We start from the raw sequence: 19,111 nt of genomic DNA, 5'->3' as shown, positions 1-19,111 counted from the left end.
CCCCCGGTGCGGCCGGCGGCGGCGGCGGGGCGTCGCGCGGCATGAGGGCGGCCAGCACCTCGTTGCGGGCGCCCAGCGCCTCCACCTGGCCGTTGCGCAGCACCAGGATGCGGTCGACGGCCGACAGGATGCTGGTGCGGTGGGTGATGATGACGGCGGTGCGGCCGTCCTTGCGCACGCCCTGCAGGGCCTTCACCAGCGCCACCTCGCCCTCGGCATCCAGGTTGGAGTTGGGCTCGTCCAGCACCAGCAGCGCCGGGCGGCCGTAAAGGGCGCGGGCCAGTGCCAGCCGCTGCCGCTGGCCGCCGGACAGGGCATGGCCGTCGCGGCCGACGATGGTGTCGTAGCCCTGCGGCAGGGCCTGGATCATGGCATGGACGCCGGCGGCGGCGGCCGCTTCCAGCACCGCCCCGGCCTCCACCGGGCCGCCGCGGGCGATGACCTCCGCCACCGTGCCGTCCATCAGCTCCACGTCCTGCGGCAGGTAGCCGATGGAGCGGCCGAGCACCTCCGGCTGCCACGCTGACAGCTCGTGGCCGTCCAGCCGCACCGATCCCTGCACCGCCGGCCACACCCCGACCAGGGCGCGGGCGAGGCTCGACTTGCCGGCGGCAGAGGGGCCGACGACGCCCAGCAGTTCGCTGGCGGGGATGCTGAGGCCGACGCTGCGCAAGGCGGCGGCGCTGCCGCCCGGCGGCACCACCGTCAGGCCGCTGACCACCACATCGCCGCGCGGGGCGGGCAGGGGCATGCGTGGCCGTTCCGCCGGCACCAGCCGCAGCAGCTCGTCCATGCGGTCCCAGGCGGCGCGGGCGGCGACCAGGCCGCGCCAGTTGCCCACCAGGGCATCCACCGGCGCCAGGGCGCGGCCCATGATGATGGAGGCGGCGATCATCATGCCGGGGCTGATCTCGCCTTCCAGGGCCAGCCAGCCGCCGGTGCCGAGCGCCACCACCTGCTGCATCATGCGCAGCGACTTGGACGCCGCCGTGGTCACGGCGGCGCGGTCGAGGCCCTGGCCCTGCCAGCCGACGGCGGCATCGTCGGCGCGGCCGCAGCGGCCGCGCACGGCGCCCTGCATGCCCATGGCGCCCACCACTTCGGCGGCGCGGGCGGTGTCGCTCGCCTGGGCGGCGGCCAGGATGGTGCTGCGGGTGCCGGCGGCCTGCGGGCGGCGGGTGGCATAGGCGTTCACCACCGCCATCAGCACGCTCAGCCCGGCGGCGATGACGGCGGCCACCCCGAGCCACGGATGGATGAGGAAGCACACCAGGATGAACAGCGGCGCCCACGGCAGGTCGCACAGCACCGCCAGCGCCTGCCCGGCCACCGTCTCGCGCACCGTGTCGAGGTCGCGCAGGGCCTGGCCGTGGTTGCCGTCCGGGCGCTGCAGGCGGGCCCGCAGCACGGCATCGAACAGCCGCGGCGCCAGGTCGGCATCCAGACGGGCGGCGGCGCGTACCAGGATGCGGCTGCGCAGGGCATCGACCACCGCCATCACCGCCAGCGCCGCCACGGCGACGGCGGTGATGAGCACCAGCGTCGGCAGGCTGCGGCTGGACAGCACGCGGTCGTAGACCTGCAGCATGTAGAGCGGGCCGACGAACATCAGCAGGCCGATGACGAAGCTGAACGCCAGCACCGCCGCCAGGGCGGTCAGCATCCGCCGTCCGGCCGCCGCCGTTTCCGGCGCCGCCGTGGCGGCGGTCGCGCCCCGCCTTGCTGCTGCAGTCACCCCTGATCCTCCGCTGCCTGTGCGGCGGCGGATGTCGCCCCATGCGAACCGCCGCCACCCCACCAGCAAGCCAGAGGACACGGCGGCGGATCAATTCGGCACGGCGGCTTAGCCCCTATGCGGCCCGGCCGCCGGCCCGAAGGCGGTCGCCCTGGCCGAACGATCCGGGCGGCGAGGCGGCTTTCCCGCGCGCGGCGGCGGGTGTAGGGTGAGCGCCATGGATTTCATGCTCTACGCCATCAAGTTCGGCATCCTGTTCGCCGTCGCCTCGGCCGCCATCTGGGGGCTGTCGGGCTTCCGCGCCGGCCGCACCGACGAAAGGACCAACCACCTGCGCGGCTGGTTCCTGGTCGGCATCATGACCGTCGCCGCCATCGCGGTGGCCTTCCTCGGCCATTTCTGACGGGTGGGTCAGCGGGCCGGCAGGGTTTCCGCCGGCAGGGCGGCGTGCAGGACGCGGTCGGCGGGGAACAGGGCGGTGATGGCGGTGCCGACGCCGGGGGCGCTTTCCGCCTCCAGGTCGCCGCCGTGCTGCACCACCAGCGCCTTGGTCAGCGGCAGGCCGAGGCCGGTGCCCTCGTAGCGGCGGGCGAGGCGGCTGTCCACCTGCCCGAACGGCTCCATGGCCTTGTCGAGGTCTTCGGCGGTCATGCCGATGCCGGTGTCGGCCACCCGCAGGGCAAGGCGTCCGTCGGGCCGCAGTTCGGCCGACACTTCCACCCGGCCACCGATGTCGGTGAACTTGATGGCGTTGGACATCAGGTTGAGCAGGATCTGCTTGATGCGCCGTTCGTCGCCGCGCAGCAGCGGCAGCGCCTCCGGCACCTCCACCTGCAGGGCGACGCGCGCCCCCTCGGCCCGCTTGCGCACCATGCGGACGCTCTGGTCGATGGCGGCGGCGATGTCCACCGGCTCCTCGTCCAGGTCGATGCGCCCCGCCTCCGCCTTCGACATGTCGAGGATGTCGTTGATCAGGTTCAGCAGGTGGGTGCCGCTGTCGAAGATGTCCTTGATGTATTCCTTGTAGGTCGGGTTGGCGATGGGCCCGAACAGCTCGCTGGAGATGGCCTCCGAGAAGCCGATGATGGCATTGAGCGGCGTGCGCAGCTCGTGGCTGACGTTGGCGAGGAAGGCCGCCTTGGCGCGGTTGCCGCGTTCCGCCGCCTCCTTGGCCTCGCGCAGGATGATCTCGTTGCGCTTGCGGCTGGTGATGTCGATGTAGGTGGTCAGCGCCCCGCCGTCGGGCATGGCGGCGCGGCGCACCTCCAGCACGGTGCCGTCGGGCATGGTCCATTCCGCCCGGTCGCGCGACAGCAGGCGCAGCGCCTCCACCTTCTCGGCCACACAGCCGTCGATGTCGCAGGCGCCGAAGGTGCCGGTTTCGGCCAGGTGGCGGATGATGTCGGCATAGGCGGCGCCGGGGCGGGCGAGGTCCAGCGGCAGCCCGAGCATGCGGCGGAACAGGCGGTTGTGGTCGACCAGCCGGGTCTCGGCGTCGAACACGGCGATGCCCTGCGGCATGTTGTCGAGGATGGTGCCGAGGCGGGCGCCCTGCTGCGCCACCTCCTGCTCGCGGCGCTTCAGCACGGTGGCGTCGGTATAGACGCTGGCGACATAGCCGTCCGGCGTGCGGTGTTCCGATACCAGCAGCCAGCGGCCGTCGCGCAGCATCATCTCCATGCCGCTGGAGCCGCGGCCGTGGTTCTCCCGCCGGGCGGCGATCCAGGTGTCGCGGTCGCTGGGGGCGAGCGGCACGTTGCCCGATTCCAGCTGGAGGGCCAGCAGCTCGTCGAAGCTCATGCCCGGCCGCACCTTGGCGGCGGCGGGGCCGAACAGGATGCGGTAGTTCTCGTTGAACAGCACCAGCCGGTCGTCCGGCCCCCACAGGGCGAAGCCGTCGGAGATGCAGTTGATGGCGTCCATCAGCTGGTGCTGCGCCCACTGGGCGGCGGCGCGGGCATCCACCTCGGCGCTGACGTCGGTGGCGGTGCCGCGGAAGCCGAGGAAGCGGCCGAGCTTGTCCGACACCGGCCGGCCGCTGATGCGCAGGTGCTTGACGCGGCCGTCGGGCAGGGTCTGGGCGAGGTCGAGGTCGCGGAACGGCTGACGGTCGTGCAGGCGCTCCAGCCGGCGGCGGGTGGCGGCGGCGTCGGGGGCGGCGTCGGCGAGGTCGAGCAAGGTGCGGCCGAGGAAGTGGGTCACCTCCACCCCCATCACCGACCGCACGCGCGGGCTGACGAAGGTGAAGCGCAGGTCGCCGTCGGTCTCCCAGAACCAGTCGGAGGCGGCCTCGGCCAGATCCTTGAAGCGTTCCTGGCTGTCCTGCAGGGCCTGTTCGGCGCGCTTGCTTTCGGTGATGTCGGAGCGGACGGAGACGCGGCCGCCCTCGCTGGTGACGTATTCCCGCAGCATGACCACCGACCCGTCGGCCAGCCGCTGTTCCATCTGGCCGCCGGCGGCGGCATGGGCGCGCAGGCGTTCGGCGATCCAGGCGTCGCGGCGGCCCAGGCTGTCGCTGATCATGCCGCTGTCGGCGGAGCGTTCCACCAGCTCCTGGAAGGTCATGCCGGGCACCACGGTGATGCCGAAGCGGGCCATGGTCTCGCGGTAGCGGCGGTTGGACAGCACCAGCCGGTCGGAGGCGTCGAACAGGCTGAAGGCGTCGTTGATGCTTTCCACGGCGTCGAGGAACTGCGCCTGGGTGCGGTTGGCGCGGGCGGTTTCCGCCTCCGCCAGGGTCTGCAGCCGGCGCAGCACAACCACCAGCAGGGCCACCGCCAGCAGGATCGACAGCACCTGGTGGGAGACATAGAGCCACGGCAGCAGGCTTTCCCAGTCCTGCAGCACCGGCGCCGCCAGCCCGTGCATGCCGCTGACGATGAACAGGATGCCGGCCACCCGATGGGCGACCTCGCGCCGGCCGTCGCGGGCGAGCAGGAAGGCGACGCCGGCCACCACCTGCGGCACCCCCAGCAGGCCGAACAGCACCGGCTCGCTCAGCGGTTCCTCGCCGTGCAGGCCGACCGAGGCGGCCGGCCACAGCAGGGCCGCCACCACGCCGGCGACCACCGCCCGGCGGTCGATGGTGCCGCCGAGGAAGCGCCACACGCCGGCGACGATCAGCAGGCCGCTGCCGGCCTGCAACGCCTCCGCCATCCACACCAGCAGGGCATCGCCCGCCACCGGCGCCAGCAGCAGCGAGCCGAAGGCGGCCGTCTGCGCCGAGAAGGCCGCCGCCCACCACGTCAGCGCCCGCGGCGCCTGCGGCAGCGCCTGGGCCAGCAGCATGGCGAAGGCAAGCACCGCCGAGCCGAGGACCGCGCCCAGAGTCGCCGTATCGAGGGGGATGCTCATGCTCATGGGGCGGCGGTCCTGGGGTGCGGACCGGAGGCGGGCCAGGGGGCGCCGCCTCCGCAGGGTGAAGGGAGCGTGGTCTTATTCGTCGTAGGTGATGAGGGCGTCGAACGGCACGTCCAGCCGCTGCCGCCCGTTCAGGAACGACAGCTCGATGATGGCGGCGACGCCGACCACCTCCGCCCCCGCCTGACGGAACAGGTTCACCGCCGCCTGGGCGGTGCCGCCGGTGGCCAGCAGGTCGTCGAGCACCACCACCCGCTGACCGGGCTGCACCGCATCGGCCTGGATCTCCACCGTGTCGGTGCCGTATTCGAGCGAGTACTCATGGCGCATGACCGCGCCCGGCAGCTTGCGCGGCTTGCGCACCATGACGAAGCCGAGGCCGAGCTTCAGCGCCAGCGGCGCCGCCACCAGGAAGCCGCGCGATTCGACGCCCGCCAGCACGTCGGGTTGCCAGGCCGAAACCTTCTTCGCCAGCCGCCCCATGCTGACCTGCCAGGCATCGGGGTGCGCCAGCAGCGTGGAGATGTCGTAAAAGTTGATCCCGGGCTTCGGGAAATCAGGGATCTGGCGAATGTGGTCGCGGATGTCCATCGCGGCGCGGGCCTCTCCTGCAGCGAGTGATTCATTTGGCTGACCGCATCCTACTCCGAACCGTCATGGGGTCAAACACTCGTCGCAGCCGGTCGGCAGCGGTGAAAATGATGCGCTTAAGCCGGTTGCTGAATCAAATGTTGCGGTGCCGTGCTCATGGGCCTAACGTCTTTTCCAGCGGAGGAAAAACAAGGTCACGCAATCATGGCCATCGCCGAGGAAGCGGCCGTCGCAGACAGCCTGCAGGATGTCGACGTCGCGCGGGTGCAGGAACGAATCCAGAGCCTGTACGAAGAACTGAGCCCCCAGCTCAAGCAAGCCGGCCGTTACGTGCTGGCCCACCCGGAGGAAGTGGCGCTCACCTCCATGCGGCGGCTGGCGCAGCACGCCGGGGTGAAGCCCTCGACCATGGTGCGGCTGGCCCGCGCCCTCGGCTTCGATGGTTTCGAGACCATGCGCGAGCCCTATCGCTGCTGGCTGCGCGGCGGCGAGGGCGCCTATGTCGCCCGTGCCCGCAACCTGCAGGCCCGCGGCGAGGCCGGCACCCTCGGCCTGGTGCGCGAGATGCTGGAGGTGGATGCCGCCGCACTCACCCAGATGGCCCAGGACGACGACCGGGTGGCGACGCTCGCCGCCTGCCGCGAGACGCTGGTGAACGCCCGCTGCGTCTACGTCCTCGGCCTGCGCAGCATGTTCTCGCTGGCCCACTACTTCCACTATGCCTACGGCATGGCGCACAGCAACGCGGTGCTGGTGCATGGCACCGCCGGCACGGTGTTCGACGGCCTGCGCGGCATCGGGCCGCAGGACGTGCTGCTGTGCTTCAGCTTCCGCCCCTATGCCCGCGACACGGTGCTGGCGGCGGAGGTGGCGGCCGATGCCGGCGCCACCCTGATCGCCGTCACCGACAGCGTGGTGTCGCCCATCGCCCTGCGGGCCCGCCATGTGCTGGCGGTGGAAACGGCGAGCCCGAGCTTCTTCTCCTCCATCGTGCCGGCCATGTCGGTGGTGCAGGTGCTGGTGGCGGCGGTGGTCGCCCATGGCGGCGAGGAAGCCCTGGATGCCATCAGCAGCGCCGAGGAACAGCTCGCGCGCTTCAACGCCTACTGGCAGGAACCCCGACGCCGACGGAAGACGCCATGACCCACGTGTTTCATCGCCACCTTGCCGCCGACTATCCGGTCGCCGTGCAGGGGGAGGGCTGCTACATCATCGACGCCGAGGGCCGGCGATATCTGGATGCCAGCGGCGGCGCCGCGGTGTCGTGCCTCGGCCATTCCGACCGCACGGTGATCGACGCCGTGGTGGCGCAGGTCAACCGGCTGCCGTTCGCCCACACCGGCTTCTTCACCAATCAGCCGCTGGAGGATCTGGCGGCGGTGCTGGCGCAGGCGGCGCCCGGCCCGCTCGATCACGTCTACTTCGTCTCCGGCGGGTCGGAGGCGGTGGAGGCGGCGCTGAAGATGGCGCGCCAGTATTTCCTGGAGATCGGCCAGCCGTCGCGGTCGCGCCTCATCGCCCGCCGGCAGAGCTACCACGGCAATACCCTCGGCGCCCTCGCGGCCGGCGGCAACCAGTGGCGGCGAGCCCAGTTCGAGCCCATGCTGATCGAGGTCAGCCACGTCTCGCCCTGCTACGAGTACCGCGACCGCCGCGACGGCGAGACGCCGGAACAGTACGGCGAGCGGCTGGCCCACGAGCTGGAGGCGGAAATCCTGCGCCTCGGCCCCGAGACGGTGGCCGCCTTCATGGCCGAGCCGGTGGTGGGCGCCACCGCCGGGGCGCTGCCGCCGGTGCCCGGCTACTTCCGCCGCATCCGCGAGGTCTGCGACAAGTACGGCGTGCTGCTGATCCTGGACGAGGTGATGTGCGGCATGGGCCGCACCGGCACCCTGTTCGCCTACGAGCAGGAAGGCATCGTTCCCGACGTGGTGACCATCGCCAAGGGTCTGGGGGCCGGCTATCAGCCCATCGGCGCCGTCATGGTGCACGACCGGCTGTACGAGGCCTTCCGCAGCGGCAGCGGTTTCTTCCAGCACGGCCACACCTACATGGGCCACCCGACCGCCTGCGCCGCCGCCCTGGCGGTGCAGCGGCGGCTGGCCGAGCCCGGCCTGCTGCAGCAGGTGCGCGATACCGGCGCCGCCCTGCGCGCCGCCCTCCTCGACCGCTTCGGCGATCATCCCCACGTCGGCGACATCCGCGGCCGCGGCCTGTTCCTGGCGCTGGAGTTCGTCGCCGACCGGGCGAGCAAGCAGCCTTTCGACCCCGCCCGCCGCCTGCACGCGCGGCTGAAGGCGGCGGCGCTGCAGCGCGGCCTGATGATCTACCCCATGGGCGGCACCATCGACGGCCGCAGCGGCGACCACGCCCTGCTGGCGCCGCCCTTCATCCTCACCCCGGCCCAGGCGGCGGAACTGGTGGACAAGCTTGCCGCCGCCGTCGACGCGGTGTTTGCGGAGATCGCCCCATCATGACCAGCCCCGAACCCGATCCGCTGGTGATCTGCGTCGCCCCCAACGGCGCCCGCAAGGTGAAGGCCGACCATCCGGCGGTGCCGCTCACCGCCGCCGAAATGGCGGAAGGCGCCGCCCGCTGGCGCGATGCCGGCGCCTGCATGCTGCACCTGCATGTGCGCGACGCCCACGGCGGCCATATCCTGGATGCCGACCTCTACTGCGAGGCCATGGCGGCGGTGCGGTCGACAGTCGGCGACGACCTTATCCTGCAGATCACCACCGAGGCGGTCGGCCGCTACACGGCGCCGGAGCAGATGGCGGTGGTGCGGGCGGTGCGGCCGGAGGCGGTGTCGCTGGCGGTGCGCGAACTCATCCCCGACGCCGACCACGAAAGCGCCGCCGCCGCCTTCCTGGAGGAGCTGTATGCGGCGGAATGCTTCGTGCAGTACATCCTCTATTCCGGCGAGGACGTGGATCGCCTGCGCGATCTGTGTCGCCGCGGCATCGTACCCGGCAACCGGATGAACGTGCTGTTCGTTCTTGGTCGCTACACACGCAACCAGGAATCAGACCCACGCGATGTTCTCCCCTTCGTTGAACGCTGGGATACCGCCCGCGACGGCCTGTGGAGCGTCTGCGCCTTCGGCCGGCGCGAGGCCGCCTGCGTGCTCACCGCCGCCGGCTTCGGCGGCCATGCCCGCGTCGGGTTCGAGAACAACCTGCACCGCGCCGACGGATCGCTGGCTGCCGACAACGCCGATCTGGTCGCGCAGGTGGCCCAGGGCGGCCGGCTGTTCGGCCGCCGCCCGGCCAAGGCGGATCAGGCCCGCGCCCTGTTCAGCGAATGCCGATGACGCTGATCGAAAGGGAATAATACCTCTTCCTGGTCGGATATTTGATTGGACCGTTCGGCGCAAGGCGCTAGGATGGTGGAACAATCGGTGCGGAGTGGTCGCTGATGGCCGCTCCGCCGCCGGGCCTGCCCCGGTGCTTGCGGCCGCATCCCGCGCGGCCGCCGCGAGCCGCTGCCGTCGCTGCGCGCGCTTGCTCCTGCCCGCCGGTGGTGCCGCCGCCGGCCGGCCCGATCAACAGTCTCAGGGAGCTTGGATATGAAGACGTTTGGCGCCCTTACCATCGTCGCCGCGGTGGCGGCCGGCATCGCCGCCCTGTCGGGGGCGACCCCGGCTGCGGCCCAGAACCAGCAGTTCATCACCATCGGCACCGGCGGCGTGACCGGCGTCTACTATCCCACCGGCGGCGCCATCTGCCGCCTGATGAACATGGGCCGGCAGGATCACGGCATCCGCTGCTCGGTCGAATCCACCGGCGGGTCGGTCTACAACATCAACGCCATCAAGCAGGGCGAGCTGGACTTCGGCGTCGTGCAGTCCGACGTCCAGGGCCGCGCCTATGACGGCGAGGGCGACTTCTCCGAGCCGTTCCAGGATCTGCGCTCGGTGTTCTCGCTGCATGGCGAGCCGCTGCACATCGTCGCCCGCGCCGACTCCGGCGTCGCCAGGTTCGAAGACCTGAAGGGCAAGCGCTTCAACGTCGGCAATCCGGGCTCCGGCCAGCGGGCGACGGTGGAACTGGTCATGGCCGAACTCGGCTGGAGCATGAACGACCTGTCGCTGGCCGCCGAACTGCGCCCGGCCGAGCAGGCCCAGGCCCTGTGCGACAACCGCGTCGATGCCATCGCCTACACGGCCGGCGTGCCTAACGGATCGGTGAAGGAAGCCACCACCGCCTGCGCCGCCCGTCTGGTGCCCATGCAGGGCGACTGGGCCGATGCCTTCATCGAGAAGTTCCCGTCCTATGCCTTCACCACCATTCCCGGCGGCACCTACCAGGGCACCGACGAGGACGTGGTGACCCTCGGCCCCAAGGCGACCATCGTCACCTCCACCCGCGCCCCCGACGACGTGGTCTATGCCATGGTCAAGGCGGTGTTCGAGAACCTGGACGACTTCAAGAAGCTGCATCCGGCCTTCGGCGAGCTGGAGAAGGAAGCCATGGTCAGCGACGGCCTGGCGGCGCCGCTGCACCCGGGCGCCGAGCGCTACTTCCGCGAAGCCGGCCTGCTGAACTGAGCCGGCAAGGGATCGGCGGGGCCGGCAACGGTCCCGCCGCCGCCGTTTCCGACGCCATCCTCCGCTGCCCGGACAGCCGGCGTGCCCGCCCGCTGTCCCGACGACGGGGACACATTTCACCCGCCACCGACCGGGGAACCGCCCATGGCCGATCGCCGCGACGACGACACTCCCGCCCACAAGCCGGCCGGCGCGCCGCCGCGTGAAGCCGACATGGCCGCGCCGGCCGGCAATCCGCCGCCCACCCCGACGCCCGAGGACGAGACCTACCAGGACTTCGTGGCCGAGGTGGAGACCGGCTCGCGCAATCCGCCCGGCTGGGCCGGCGGGCTGCTGGTGGGGGTGGCGCTGGCGTGGTCGCTGTTCCAGCTGTGGTATGCCTCGCCGCTGCCCTTCGTGATGGGGCTGGTGCTGAACACCACCGAGGCCCGCGCCATCCACCTGGCCTTCGCCATCTTCCTGGCCTTCACCGCCTATCCCGCCCTCAAGGGCAGCCCGCGCAACCGGGTGCCGGTGGCCGACTGGATCATGGCGGCGGTGGGGGCGGCCTGTTCCGCCTATCTGTGGATCTATGCGGTGGAACTGTCGCGACGGCCCGGCCTGCCGACCACCACCGACCTGGTGGTGTCGGTGATCGGCATGGTGCTGCTGCTGGAGGCCACCCGCCGCGCCCTTGGCCCGCCGCTGATGGTGGTGGCGGCGGTGTTCCTCATCTACACCTTCGGCGGCCCCTACATGCCCGACGTGATCGCCCACCAGGGCGCATCGCTCAACAAGGCGGCGTCGCATTTCTGGCTGACGACGGAAGGCGTGTTCGGCGTCGCCCTCGGCGTCTCCACCAGCATGGTGTTCCTGTTCGTGCTGTTCGGCTCGCTGCTGGAGCGGGCAGGGGCGGGCAACTGGTTCATCCGCGTCGCCTTCGCCATGCTCGGCCACTTCAAGGGCGGGCCGGCCAAGGCGGCGGTGGTGTCGTCGGCCATGACGGGCCTCATTTCCGGCTCATCCATCGCCAACGTGGTCACCACCGGCACCTTCACCATCCCGCTGATGAAGCGCGTCGGCTTCCCGCCCGAGAAGGCCGGCGCCGTCGAGGTGGCGTCGTCCACCAACGGCCAGCTGACCCCGCCCATCATGGGCGCCGCCGCCTTCCTGATGGTGGAGTACGTGGGCATCAGCTACATCGAGGTGATGAAGCACGCCATCCTGCCGGCGCTCATCTCCTACATCGCGCTGGTCTACATCGTGCATCTGGAGGCGGAAAAGGCCGGCCTGAAGGGCCTGCCGCGGCCGCACCGGGCGCCGTGGCAGCGGGCGCTGCTGTCGGCGGTGCTGACCTTCTTCGGCCTCGTCATCCTGTCGGCGCTGGTCTACTACGGCCTCGGCTGGATGCGCGGCGCCTTCGGCGATGCCACCATCTGGGTGGCCGGGGTGCTGCTGGTGGCCTCCTACGTCGGGCTGCTGTGGGTCTCCACCACCGTGCCGGAGCTGAGCGACAGCCCCGACATCACCGAATGCCCGCCGGTCGGGCCGACGGTGCGGGCCGGGCTCTATTACCTGCTGCCGGTGGTGGTGCTGGTGTGGTGCCTGATGGTGGAGCGCATGTCGCCGGGCCTGGCCGCCTTCTGGGCCGCCTGCTTCATGGTCTTCATCGCCCTCACCCAGCGGCCGATCAAGGCCATGCTGCGGCGGGCCGGCGACGTCGGGGCGGAACTGCGCACCGGCGCGCGGGAACTGTTCGACGGTCTGGTCATGGGCGCCCGCAACATGATCGGCATCGGCGTCGCCACCGCCGCTGCCGGCATCGTCGTCGGCACCGTCACCCTGACCGGCATCGGCCTCGTCATGACCGAGTTCGTGGAGTTCATCTCCGGCGGCAACCTCATGCTGATGCTGCTGTTCACCGCCCTCATCAGCCTGCTGCTGGGCATGGGCCTGCCGACCACGGCGAACTACATCGTCGTTTCCACCCTGATGGCGCCGGTGATCGTGACGCTCGGCGCCGAGGCCGGGTTGGTGGTGCCGCTGATCGCCGTCCATATGTTCGTGTTCTACTTCGGCATCCTGGCCGACGACACGCCGCCGGTGGGGCTGGCCGCCTTCGCCGCCGCCGCCATCGCCAAGTCGGACCCGATCAAGACCGGTATCCAGGGCTTCACCTACGACATCCGCACCGCCATCCTGCCGTTCCTGTTCATCTTCAACACCGACCTGCTGCTCATCAACGTCAACACCTTCCAGCATGCCGCCATGGTGTTCATCATCGGCGTCATCGCCATGTTCTGCTTCGCCGCCGCGACGCAAGGGTGGTTCTTCACCCGCAACCGGCTGTGGGAGACGGCGGTGCTGCTGCTGGTGGCCTTCACCCTGTTCCGCCCCGGCTACTGGATGGACAAGATCTATCCGCCGACCGAGTGGGTGGGGCCGGAGCGCATGGCCCAGGTGGTGGAGCAGCAGCGGCCCGGCGGCAGCTTGCCGTTCCGCGTCGCCGGCACCACCATCGAGGGCCGCGAGGTGGAGCGCACGGTGGTGCTGCCGCTCGGCGCCGCCGGCAGCTTCGAAGAGCGTCTGTCCAACGCCGGCATCACCGCGGTGCGCGAGGAAGAGGGGCGCCTTTACGTCGACCTGCTGGCCTTCGGCGGTCCGGCGGAGCAGGCGGGCGTCGACTTCGACTTCGAGATCCAGGGCGTGCAGCTGCGCGCCGAGGTGCCGCCCAAGGAACTCATGTACATCCCGGCGCTGATCGTGCTGGCGGGGCTGGTGACGCTGCAGTTGCGTCGCCGCCGCGCCGATGCCGCCCGCACCGCCGGGGCCGCCGCCTGACCCCATCGCCGCCGCCGTCCGCGCGCAAGAGGAGAGACCGCGCCATGTACCGCAACATCCTGGTCGCCATCGACCTCGACGACCCCAGCGACCTGCGCACCACCCTGAAGACGGCGGCGGAGCTGAACGGCTTTTCCGGCGGCACCCTGCACGTCATGACCGTGCTGCCGAGCTTCGGCATGAGCATGGTGGGGCAGTTCTTCCCCAAGGGCTACGAGAAGGAGATGGGCGCCAAGCTGATGGAGCGCCTGCGCACCGAGATCCGCCCCCATCTGCCCGACGGCATGAAGGTCCAGCACATCGTCGGCGAGGGCAACGTCTACGAGACGGTGCTGCGCATGTCGGAAAAGGTCCATGCCGACCTCATCGTCATCGGCGCCCACCGGCCGGAGCTGAAGGACTACCTGCTCGGTCCCAACGCCGCGCGGGTGGTGCGTCACGCCGAGGTGAGCGTGCTGGTGGTGCGTGAGTGACGGTGCTTGCCGGTGATCGCGCCGACCAGTGACGGCCGTCATTGCCGCAGGCCACATACCCGTATACAAAGAGTGTTCAGGGACCGTCAGGGTGCGCCGTCGGGGCGTCCGGGCGGCTGCGAATGCCATCACGTACAGGGACGGCAAACCCGGTCATGTCTGAACAGAAGCTCACGCCAGAAGACGTCAACCGCCTCCTGTCCGATCCCTCGGCGGAGGCCCGCTCGGAGACCGCCCGCAAGCTCGCGCGCCAGTTCGGCGACCTGGAGCTGACGGAGGCCGAGCGCCAGCTGGCGGTGGACATCTTCCGCCTGATGGTGCGCGACGCCGAGGTGCGCGTCCGGCAGGCGCTGGCGGTGAACCTGAAGGAAAACCCCCTGGTCCCGCACGACGTGGCGCTCAGCCTCGCCCGCGACGTGACCCAGGTGGCGCTGCCGATGCTGGAATTCTCCACCGTCCTCACCACCGAGGATCTGGTCGAGATCGTCCGCAGCCAGGACCGCGAGAAGCAGAAGGCCGTCGCCCGCCGCGACGAAGTCGACGCCAAGGTGGCCGAAGAACTGGTCTACCGCGGCGATGCCGAGGTGGCCGCCACCCTGGCCGGCAACGATGGCGCCCAGCTGTCGGAATCGGCGCTGCTGCGCATGGTCGACCGCTTCGGCGACCACGAGGCGGTGCAGAACCCGCTCGCCCATCGCGCCGTGCTGCCGGTGACGGTGGCGGAAAAGCTGGTCACGCGGGTGTCGGAAACCCTGCGCCAGCACATCCTCGCCAACCATGAACTGCCGCCCGACATGGCCGCCGACCTGGTGATGCGCAGCCGCGAGCGGGCCACCATCGGCCTGTCGAGCGAAAGCAGCGAGGACGAGGTGGAACGCCTGGTCATGCAGATGCAGGACCACGGCCGCCTGACGCCGTCCATCATCCTGCGCGCTGTGTGCATGGGCGACGTGAAGTTCTGCGAATACGCCCTGGCGGTGCGGGCCGGCATTCCCATCATCAATGCCCGCCAGCTGATCCACGATTCCGGTCCCTTCGGCCTGAAGGGCATCTTCGAGAAGGCGGGCCTGCCCAAGACCTTCTACCCGGCCATCCGCGCCGCCGTCGATGTCGCCCGCGAGACCCAGTACGACGGCGAGGAAAACGACCGCGAGCGTTATTCCCGCCGCATGATCGAGCGCGTGCTGACCCAGTACGGCGACCTCGGCGTCGATTTCGAAAGCGCCGACCTGGAATACCTGCTGGCCAAGATGAACACCCTGCCGCCGACCCTGCACGTCGGCGCCTGACCGGCCTGGCGGGCGGACACGAAAAAGGGCGGACCGGCGCAGGCCGGTCCGCCCTTTCTCTTGTGCGGGGCAGGGGGGTCAGGCGGTGCCCGCCAGCACCTCTTCCGCCCGGTGGCAGGACACGCCGCGCCCGGCCACCTCGCGCACCGCCGGCACCTCGCTGCGGCAGCGGTCGATGACGTAGGGGCAGCGGGTGTGGAAGCGGCAGCCCGACGGCGGGTTCAGCGGCGACGGCAGCTCGCCCTTCAGCACCACCTTCTGCGCCCGCTCGTGGGCGTTGATCTTCGGCGTCGAGGCCATGAGGGCGCGGGTGTAGGGATGCGCCGGGGTGTCGAAGATGACGTGCTTCGGCCCGTGCTCCATCACCATGCCCAGGTACATCACCATGACGTCGTCGGCGATGTGGTGCACCACCGACAGGTCGTGGGAGATGAACAGGTAGGCGACGCCGAACTCTTCCTGCAGGTCCATGAGCAGGTTGAGCACCTGCGCCTGCACCGACACGTCCAGCGCCGACACCGGCTCGTCCGCCACCACCACCCGCGGGTTGAGCATCAGCACCCGCGCGATGGCGATGCGCTGGCGCTGGCCGCCGGAGAACATGTGCGGATAGCGGGCGGCGAACTCGGGCCGCAGGCCGACCACGCGCATCATCTCGCGCGCCCGGTCGCGGCGTTCCTCCTGGCTCATCTTGGTGTTGATGACCAGGGGTTCCTCCAGGATCGACAGCACCTTCTTGCGCGGGTTGAGGCTGCCGTAGGGGTCCTGGAAGACGATCTGCACCTTGGTGCGGGCCGTCTTCAGGTCGTCGCCGGAGGCGCCGGCAAGGTTGCGGCCGTCGAGCAGGAACTCGCCGGCGGTCGGCTGCTCGATCAGCGTCACCTGGCGGGCGAGGGTGGACTTGCCGCAGCCGGACTCGCCCACCACCGCCAGGGTGCGGCCGGCGTGCAGGCGGAACGACACGCCATCCAGGGCGCGCACGGTGGCGTCGTCCTTGAACAGCCCGCGCGACACCTTGTAGTGCTTGGTGAGGTTGCGGGCCTCCAGCAGCGGCGAGCCGTCGCTCGCCGGCTTGATCGGCTTCAGCGGGGTCACGACGGCATCAGTCATAGGTCGGGTTCCCCTGATCGTCGAGCGGGTAGTGGCAGCGGTAGCGGACGGGCGCCTCGCCCATCAGCGCCGGCTGGTCCTCGCGGCAGTGCTTGCGGGCGTAGGGGCAGCGCGGGCTGAGCAGGCAGCCGTGCGGCCGGTCGTAGGCACCGGGCACGACGCCCGGCAGGCTGTTGAGCCGGTTCTTGCCCACCGACCGCTCCGGCAGCGCCGCCAGCAGCGACTGGGTGTAGGGGTGGCGCGGGTGCTGGAAGATTTCCGGCACCGTGCCCGTCTCCACCACCTGGCCGGCATACATCACCACCACCCGGTGGGCCGCTTCCGCCACCACCGCCAGATCGTGGGTGATGAGGATCATGCCCATGCCGCGCTTTTTCTGCAGGTCCAGCAGCAGGTCCATGATCTGCGCCTGGATGGTGACGTCGAGCGCGGTGGTCGGCTCGTCGGCGATCAGCAGGCGCGGATTGCAGGCCAGCGCCATGGCGATCATCACGCGCTGGCTCATGCCGCCCGACATCTGGTGCGGGAAGGCCGACAGGCGGCGCTCCGCATCGGGAATGCCGACCAGCCGCAGCAGTTCCACGGCGCGGGCATGGCGCTCGGCGCGGCTGCCGCCCTCGTGGATCTTCAGCGCTTCCTTGATCTGCCAGCCGACGGTGAAGCAGGGATTCAGGCTGGTCATCGGTTCCTGGAAGATCATGGCGATCTCGGAACCGGTGAGCTTGCGCCGTTTGCGGGCCGACATGGACAGCAGGTCCTGGCCGCGGAACGACAGGGTGTCGGCCATGACGCGGCCGGGGAAGGCGACCAGGCCCATGGTGGCAAGCGACGAGACGCTCTTGCCGGACCCGGATTCGCCGACGATGCCGACCACCTCGCCTTCCTCGACGGTGAGGGAAAGGCGGTCGACGGCGCGGAAGGGCGATGCGGGATCGCCGAATTCCACGCTCAGGTTTTCGATTTCGAGCAGAGCCATCAGCGTTTCATCTTCGGGTCGAGGGCGTCGCGGAGGCCGTCGCCCATCAGGTTGAAGGCCAGCACGGTGAGCAGGATGGCAAGACCGGGGAAGGTCACCACCCACCAGGCGCGCTGCACGAACTGGAGGCTGTCGGCCAGCATGGAGCCCCATTCCGGGGTCGGCGGCTGCGCACCAAGGCCAAGGAAGCCGAGCGCCGCCGCATCCAGGATGGCGGTGGAAAAGCCCAGCGTCGCCTGGACGATCAGCGGCGCCATGCAGTTGGGCAGGATGGTGTTGAACATCAGCCGCAGGTTGGACGCCCCGGCGATGCGCGAACTGGTGACGTAGTCCTTGCTCGCCTCGGTGATGACGGCGGCGCGCGTCAGTCGCACGTAGTGCGGCAGCACGACGATGGCAATGGCGACGACGGCGTTCTCCAGCCCCGGGCCGAGGATGGCGACCACGGCGATGGCCAGCAGCAGGCTGGGCACGGCCAGCATGATGTCCATCATGCGCATGATGGCGACGTCCACCCAGCCGCGGAAGTAGCCGGCCAGCAGCCCGAGGGCGATGCCGGCGCCGAGCGACAGGGTGACGACGATGACGCCGACGAACAGCGACAGCCGCGAGCCCCAGATGATGCGGGAGAAGATGTCGCGGCCGACGTCGTCGGTGCCGAGGACGTGCGTCCAGGTGCCGCCCTCGACGAAGGCCGGCGGCAGCAGCAGGGCGGTGCGGAACTGTTCGATCGGGCTGTGCGGGGCGATCCACGGCGCGAACAGCGCCGTCACGATCAGCACCACGATGAAGATGAGACCGGCCAGCGCGCCGCGGTTCTGGCTGAAGTAGTCCCAGAACTCGGCAACCGGGTGGCGGGGCGCGCCGGCGATGATGGCCGCCTCGTGCGCTTCCGCCACCTCGGCGGCGTGGTCGGCGGCGGCTTCGGCCACTTGGGCCTGCTTGTAGTGATCAGCCATGGAATGTCGTCCGCCCCTGTTACCGCTGGTGCCGGATGCGGGGGTTGATGATGCCGTACAGCACGTCCACCAGCAGGTTGACGACGATGATCACCGTCGCCACCAGCATGATGCCGCCCTGGATGACCGGATAGTCGCGGCGGTAGATGCTCTCCACCAGCCACTTGCCGATGCCCGGCCAGCTGAAGATGGTCTCGGTCAGGATGGCGCCGGCCAGCAGCGTGCCGACCTGCAGGCCGATGACCGTGATGACCGGGATCAGCGCATTGCGCAGGGCATGCACCATGATCACCCGCAGCGGCGCCACGCCCTTGGCGCGGGCGGTGCGGACGTAGTCCTCGCGCAGCACCTCCAGCATGGCGGAGCGGGTCATGCGGGCGATCACCGCCAGCGGAATGGTGCCGAGCACGATGGACGGCAGGATCAGGTGATGCACCGCCGACCAGAAGGCCCCGGTCTCGTCGGACAGCAGACTGTCGATGAGCAGGAAGCCGGTCACCGGCTCCACCCAATAGATCGCCGACAGCCGGCCCGACACCGGCGTGATGCCGAGCGTGACCGAGAACAGGATGATCAGCAGCAGGCCCCACCAGAAGATCGGCATGGAATAGCCGGTCAGGCTGGTCGCCATGACGGTGTGGTCCACCGCCGTGCCGCGCTTCACCGCCGCCAGCATGCCGGCCGGCAGGCCGATCAGCACGGCGAAGGTCATGGCGCAGATGGTGAGTTCGATGGTGGCCGGGAACAGCGCCAGGAATTCCTGGATCACCGGCTTGCGGGTGACGATGCTGCGGCCGAGGTCGCCGCTGAGCACGCCCGAGATGTAGTTCCAGTACTGCACGATCAGCGGCTGGTCGAGCCCCAGCTCGGACCGCAGGCGGGCATAGCGTTCGGGGTCGATGCCGCGCTCGCCGGCCATCATCAGCACCGGGTCGCCGGGGATGAGGTGGATGAGCGCGAAGGTGAGGACGGTGACGCCGATGAAGGCCGGAATCACCAGGCCGATGCGTTTGAGGATGAAGCCGAGCATGGGTCCTCGTGCTCTGCCGGTGCGACGTCCGGGACCGGGTGCGACGGAAACCGCCCGGCGTGCGCGCCGCTGCCAATGGGCGCGGGCGGCCGGCGGCAGGGAGGGTGCTGCAGGGCCCGGAGCCTATGGCGCAAGGGTGATGCGAAAAGTGGTGCGGGGGAGGATGTCGCCCACCTCCCCCGCACCCTGCTTGTCTCGGGTCTACACCATGGTTTTCCT

The 19,111-nt window shown here is 70.2% G+C and carries 15 protein-coding genes; 8 read left to right on the top strand and 7 right to left on the bottom strand.

What is annotated here, in order from left to right:
• Window positions 1-1,735 (bottom strand): type I secretion system permease/ATPase (locus tag ABD056_RS15585; RefSeq protein ID WP_343868086.1); only part of this gene is annotated, 1,735 nt, incomplete at its 3' end.
• Window positions 1,736-1,952: 217 nt separating this feature from the next.
• On the opposite strand from ABD056_RS15585, the gene ABD056_RS15580 reads away from it, so the two are divergent.
• A complete protein-coding gene (locus tag ABD056_RS15580) occupies window positions 1,953-2,138 on the top strand; it encodes a hypothetical protein (protein ID WP_343868084.1) in 186 nt (61 codons plus the stop codon).
• An 8-nt stretch (window positions 2,139-2,146) separates the two neighbouring features.
• Here ABD056_RS15580 and ABD056_RS15575 read toward each other — a convergent pair whose 3' ends face one another.
• Both ABD056_RS15575 and ABD056_RS15570 read right to left on the bottom strand, forming a co-directional pair.
• Window positions 2,147-5,095, bottom strand: coding sequence for a PAS-domain containing protein (locus tag ABD056_RS15575; protein ID WP_343868082.1), 2,949 nt, complete (start codon window positions 5,093-5,095; stop codon window positions 2,147-2,149).
• Between the two features lie 75 nt (window positions 5,096-5,170).
• Window positions 5,171-5,686, bottom strand: coding sequence for an adenine phosphoribosyltransferase (locus ABD056_RS15570; RefSeq protein WP_343868080.1), 516 nt, complete (start codon window positions 5,684-5,686; stop codon window positions 5,171-5,173).
• Window positions 5,687-5,890: 204 nt separating this feature from the next.
• Here ABD056_RS15570 and ABD056_RS15565 point away from each other — a divergent pair, with 204 nt between their 5' ends.
• From ABD056_RS15565 to spbR, 7 genes are all read left to right on the top strand, one after another.
• Window positions 5,891-6,829, top strand: a complete 939-nt coding sequence (locus ABD056_RS15565) for a MurR/RpiR family transcriptional regulator (RefSeq protein WP_343868078.1) — start codon at window positions 5,891-5,893, stop codon at window positions 6,827-6,829.
• A complete protein-coding gene (locus tag ABD056_RS15560) occupies window positions 6,826-8,163 on the top strand; it encodes an aspartate aminotransferase family protein (protein ID WP_343868076.1) in 1,338 nt (445 codons plus the stop codon). Before ABD056_RS15565 ends, ABD056_RS15560 begins: the two co-directional genes overlap by 4 nt.
• Window positions 8,160-8,999: a beta-keto acid cleavage family enzyme gene (locus ABD056_RS15555; RefSeq protein ID WP_343868074.1), complete on the top strand. Its 840-nt coding sequence runs from the start codon at window positions 8,160-8,162 to the stop codon at window positions 8,997-8,999. The genes ABD056_RS15560 and ABD056_RS15555 overlap by 4 nt, the downstream gene beginning before the upstream one ends.
• A 255-nt stretch (window positions 9,000-9,254) precedes the next feature.
• Window positions 9,255-10,235, top strand: a complete 981-nt coding sequence (locus ABD056_RS15550; RefSeq protein ID WP_343868072.1) for a TAXI family TRAP transporter solute-binding subunit — start codon at window positions 9,255-9,257, stop codon at window positions 10,233-10,235.
• 144 nt (window positions 10,236-10,379) lie between these two features.
• Window positions 10,380-13,055: a TRAP transporter permease gene (locus ABD056_RS15545; RefSeq protein ID WP_343868070.1), complete on the top strand. Its 2,676-nt coding sequence runs from the start codon at window positions 10,380-10,382 to the stop codon at window positions 13,053-13,055.
• Window positions 13,056-13,099: 44 nt separating this feature from the next.
• A complete protein-coding gene (locus ABD056_RS15540) occupies window positions 13,100-13,528 on the top strand; it encodes a universal stress protein (protein ID WP_343868068.1) in 429 nt (142 codons plus the stop codon).
• A gap of 155 nt (window positions 13,529-13,683) precedes the next feature.
• Window positions 13,684-14,817 carry a SpbR family protein gene (gene spbR, locus ABD056_RS15535; RefSeq protein ID WP_343868066.1) on the top strand — a complete coding sequence of 378 codons (1,134 nt, stop codon included), beginning with the start codon at window positions 13,684-13,686 and terminating at the stop codon, window positions 14,815-14,817.
• Between the two features lie 78 nt (window positions 14,818-14,895).
• Here spbR and ABD056_RS15530 read toward each other — a convergent pair whose 3' ends face one another.
• The 4 genes from ABD056_RS15530 to ABD056_RS15515 are packed head-to-tail and all read right to left on the bottom strand — an operon-like array spanning window position 14,896 to window position 18,892.
• Window positions 14,896-15,927, bottom strand: a complete 1,032-nt coding sequence (locus ABD056_RS15530) for a peptide ABC transporter ATP-binding protein (protein ID WP_343868064.1) — start codon at window positions 15,925-15,927, stop codon at window positions 14,896-14,898.
• Entirely contained in the window at window positions 15,920-16,903 is a 984-nt protein-coding gene (gene dppD / locus ABD056_RS15525; RefSeq protein WP_343868062.1) for a dipeptide ABC transporter ATP-binding protein, read from the bottom strand. Before dppD ends, ABD056_RS15530 begins: the two co-directional genes overlap by 8 nt.
• The gene (locus tag ABD056_RS15520; RefSeq protein WP_343868060.1) at window positions 16,903-17,862 is read right to left on the bottom strand and encodes an ABC transporter permease subunit; all 960 of its coding nucleotides are present in this window, start codon (window positions 17,860-17,862) and stop codon (window positions 16,903-16,905) included. Before ABD056_RS15520 ends, dppD begins: the two co-directional genes overlap by 1 nt.
• A 19-nt stretch (window positions 17,863-17,881) precedes the next feature.
• Window positions 17,882-18,892 (bottom strand): ABC transporter permease subunit, encoded by a 1,011-nt coding sequence (locus ABD056_RS15515; RefSeq protein ID WP_343868058.1) that lies wholly within the window; start codon window positions 18,890-18,892, stop codon window positions 17,882-17,884.
• Window positions 18,893-19,111: the final 219 nt, after the last annotated feature.

Origin of the sequence: Caenispirillum bisanense (assembly GCF_039523075.1) — a bacterium.
Classification (GTDB): Bacteria; Pseudomonadota; Alphaproteobacteria; order Rhodospirillales; family Rhodospirillaceae; genus Caenispirillum; species Caenispirillum bisanense.
Note: the sequence above shows the minus strand (reverse complement) of the source record. Positions and strands in the feature narration are given on the sequence as shown.

Excerpts from the sequence above, each read along its gene's own strand:
- ABD056_RS15580 (WP_343868084.1), top strand. The coding sequence starts at position 1,953 with ATGGATTTCATGCTCTACGCCATCAAGTTCGGCATCCTGTTCGCCGTC.
- ABD056_RS15575 (WP_343868082.1), bottom strand. The coding sequence starts at position 5,095 with ATGAGCATGAGCATCCCCCTCGATACGGCGACTCTGGGCGCGGTCCTC.
- ABD056_RS15570 (WP_343868080.1), bottom strand. The coding sequence starts at position 5,686 with ATGGACATCCGCGACCACATTCGCCAGATCCCTGATTTCCCGAAGCCC.
- ABD056_RS15565 (WP_343868078.1), top strand. The coding sequence starts at position 5,891 with ATGGCCATCGCCGAGGAAGCGGCCGTCGCAGACAGCCTGCAGGATGTC.
- ABD056_RS15560 (WP_343868076.1), top strand. The coding sequence starts at position 6,826 with ATGACCCACGTGTTTCATCGCCACCTTGCCGCCGACTATCCGGTCGCC.
- ABD056_RS15555 (WP_343868074.1), top strand. The coding sequence starts at position 8,160 with ATGACCAGCCCCGAACCCGATCCGCTGGTGATCTGCGTCGCCCCCAAC.
- ABD056_RS15550 (WP_343868072.1), top strand. The coding sequence starts at position 9,255 with ATGAAGACGTTTGGCGCCCTTACCATCGTCGCCGCGGTGGCGGCCGGC.
- ABD056_RS15545 (WP_343868070.1), top strand. The coding sequence starts at position 10,380 with ATGGCCGATCGCCGCGACGACGACACTCCCGCCCACAAGCCGGCCGGC.
- ABD056_RS15540 (WP_343868068.1), top strand. The coding sequence starts at position 13,100 with ATGTACCGCAACATCCTGGTCGCCATCGACCTCGACGACCCCAGCGAC.
- spbR (WP_343868066.1), top strand. The coding sequence starts at position 13,684 with ATGTCTGAACAGAAGCTCACGCCAGAAGACGTCAACCGCCTCCTGTCC.
- ABD056_RS15530 (WP_343868064.1), bottom strand. The coding sequence starts at position 15,927 with ATGACTGATGCCGTCGTGACCCCGCTGAAGCCGATCAAGCCGGCGAGC.
- dppD (WP_343868062.1), bottom strand. The coding sequence starts at position 16,903 with ATGGCTCTGCTCGAAATCGAAAACCTGAGCGTGGAATTCGGCGATCCC.
- ABD056_RS15520 (WP_343868060.1), bottom strand. The coding sequence starts at position 17,862 with ATGGCTGATCACTACAAGCAGGCCCAAGTGGCCGAAGCCGCCGCCGAC.
- ABD056_RS15515 (WP_343868058.1), bottom strand. The coding sequence starts at position 18,892 with ATGCTCGGCTTCATCCTCAAACGCATCGGCCTGGTGATTCCGGCCTTC.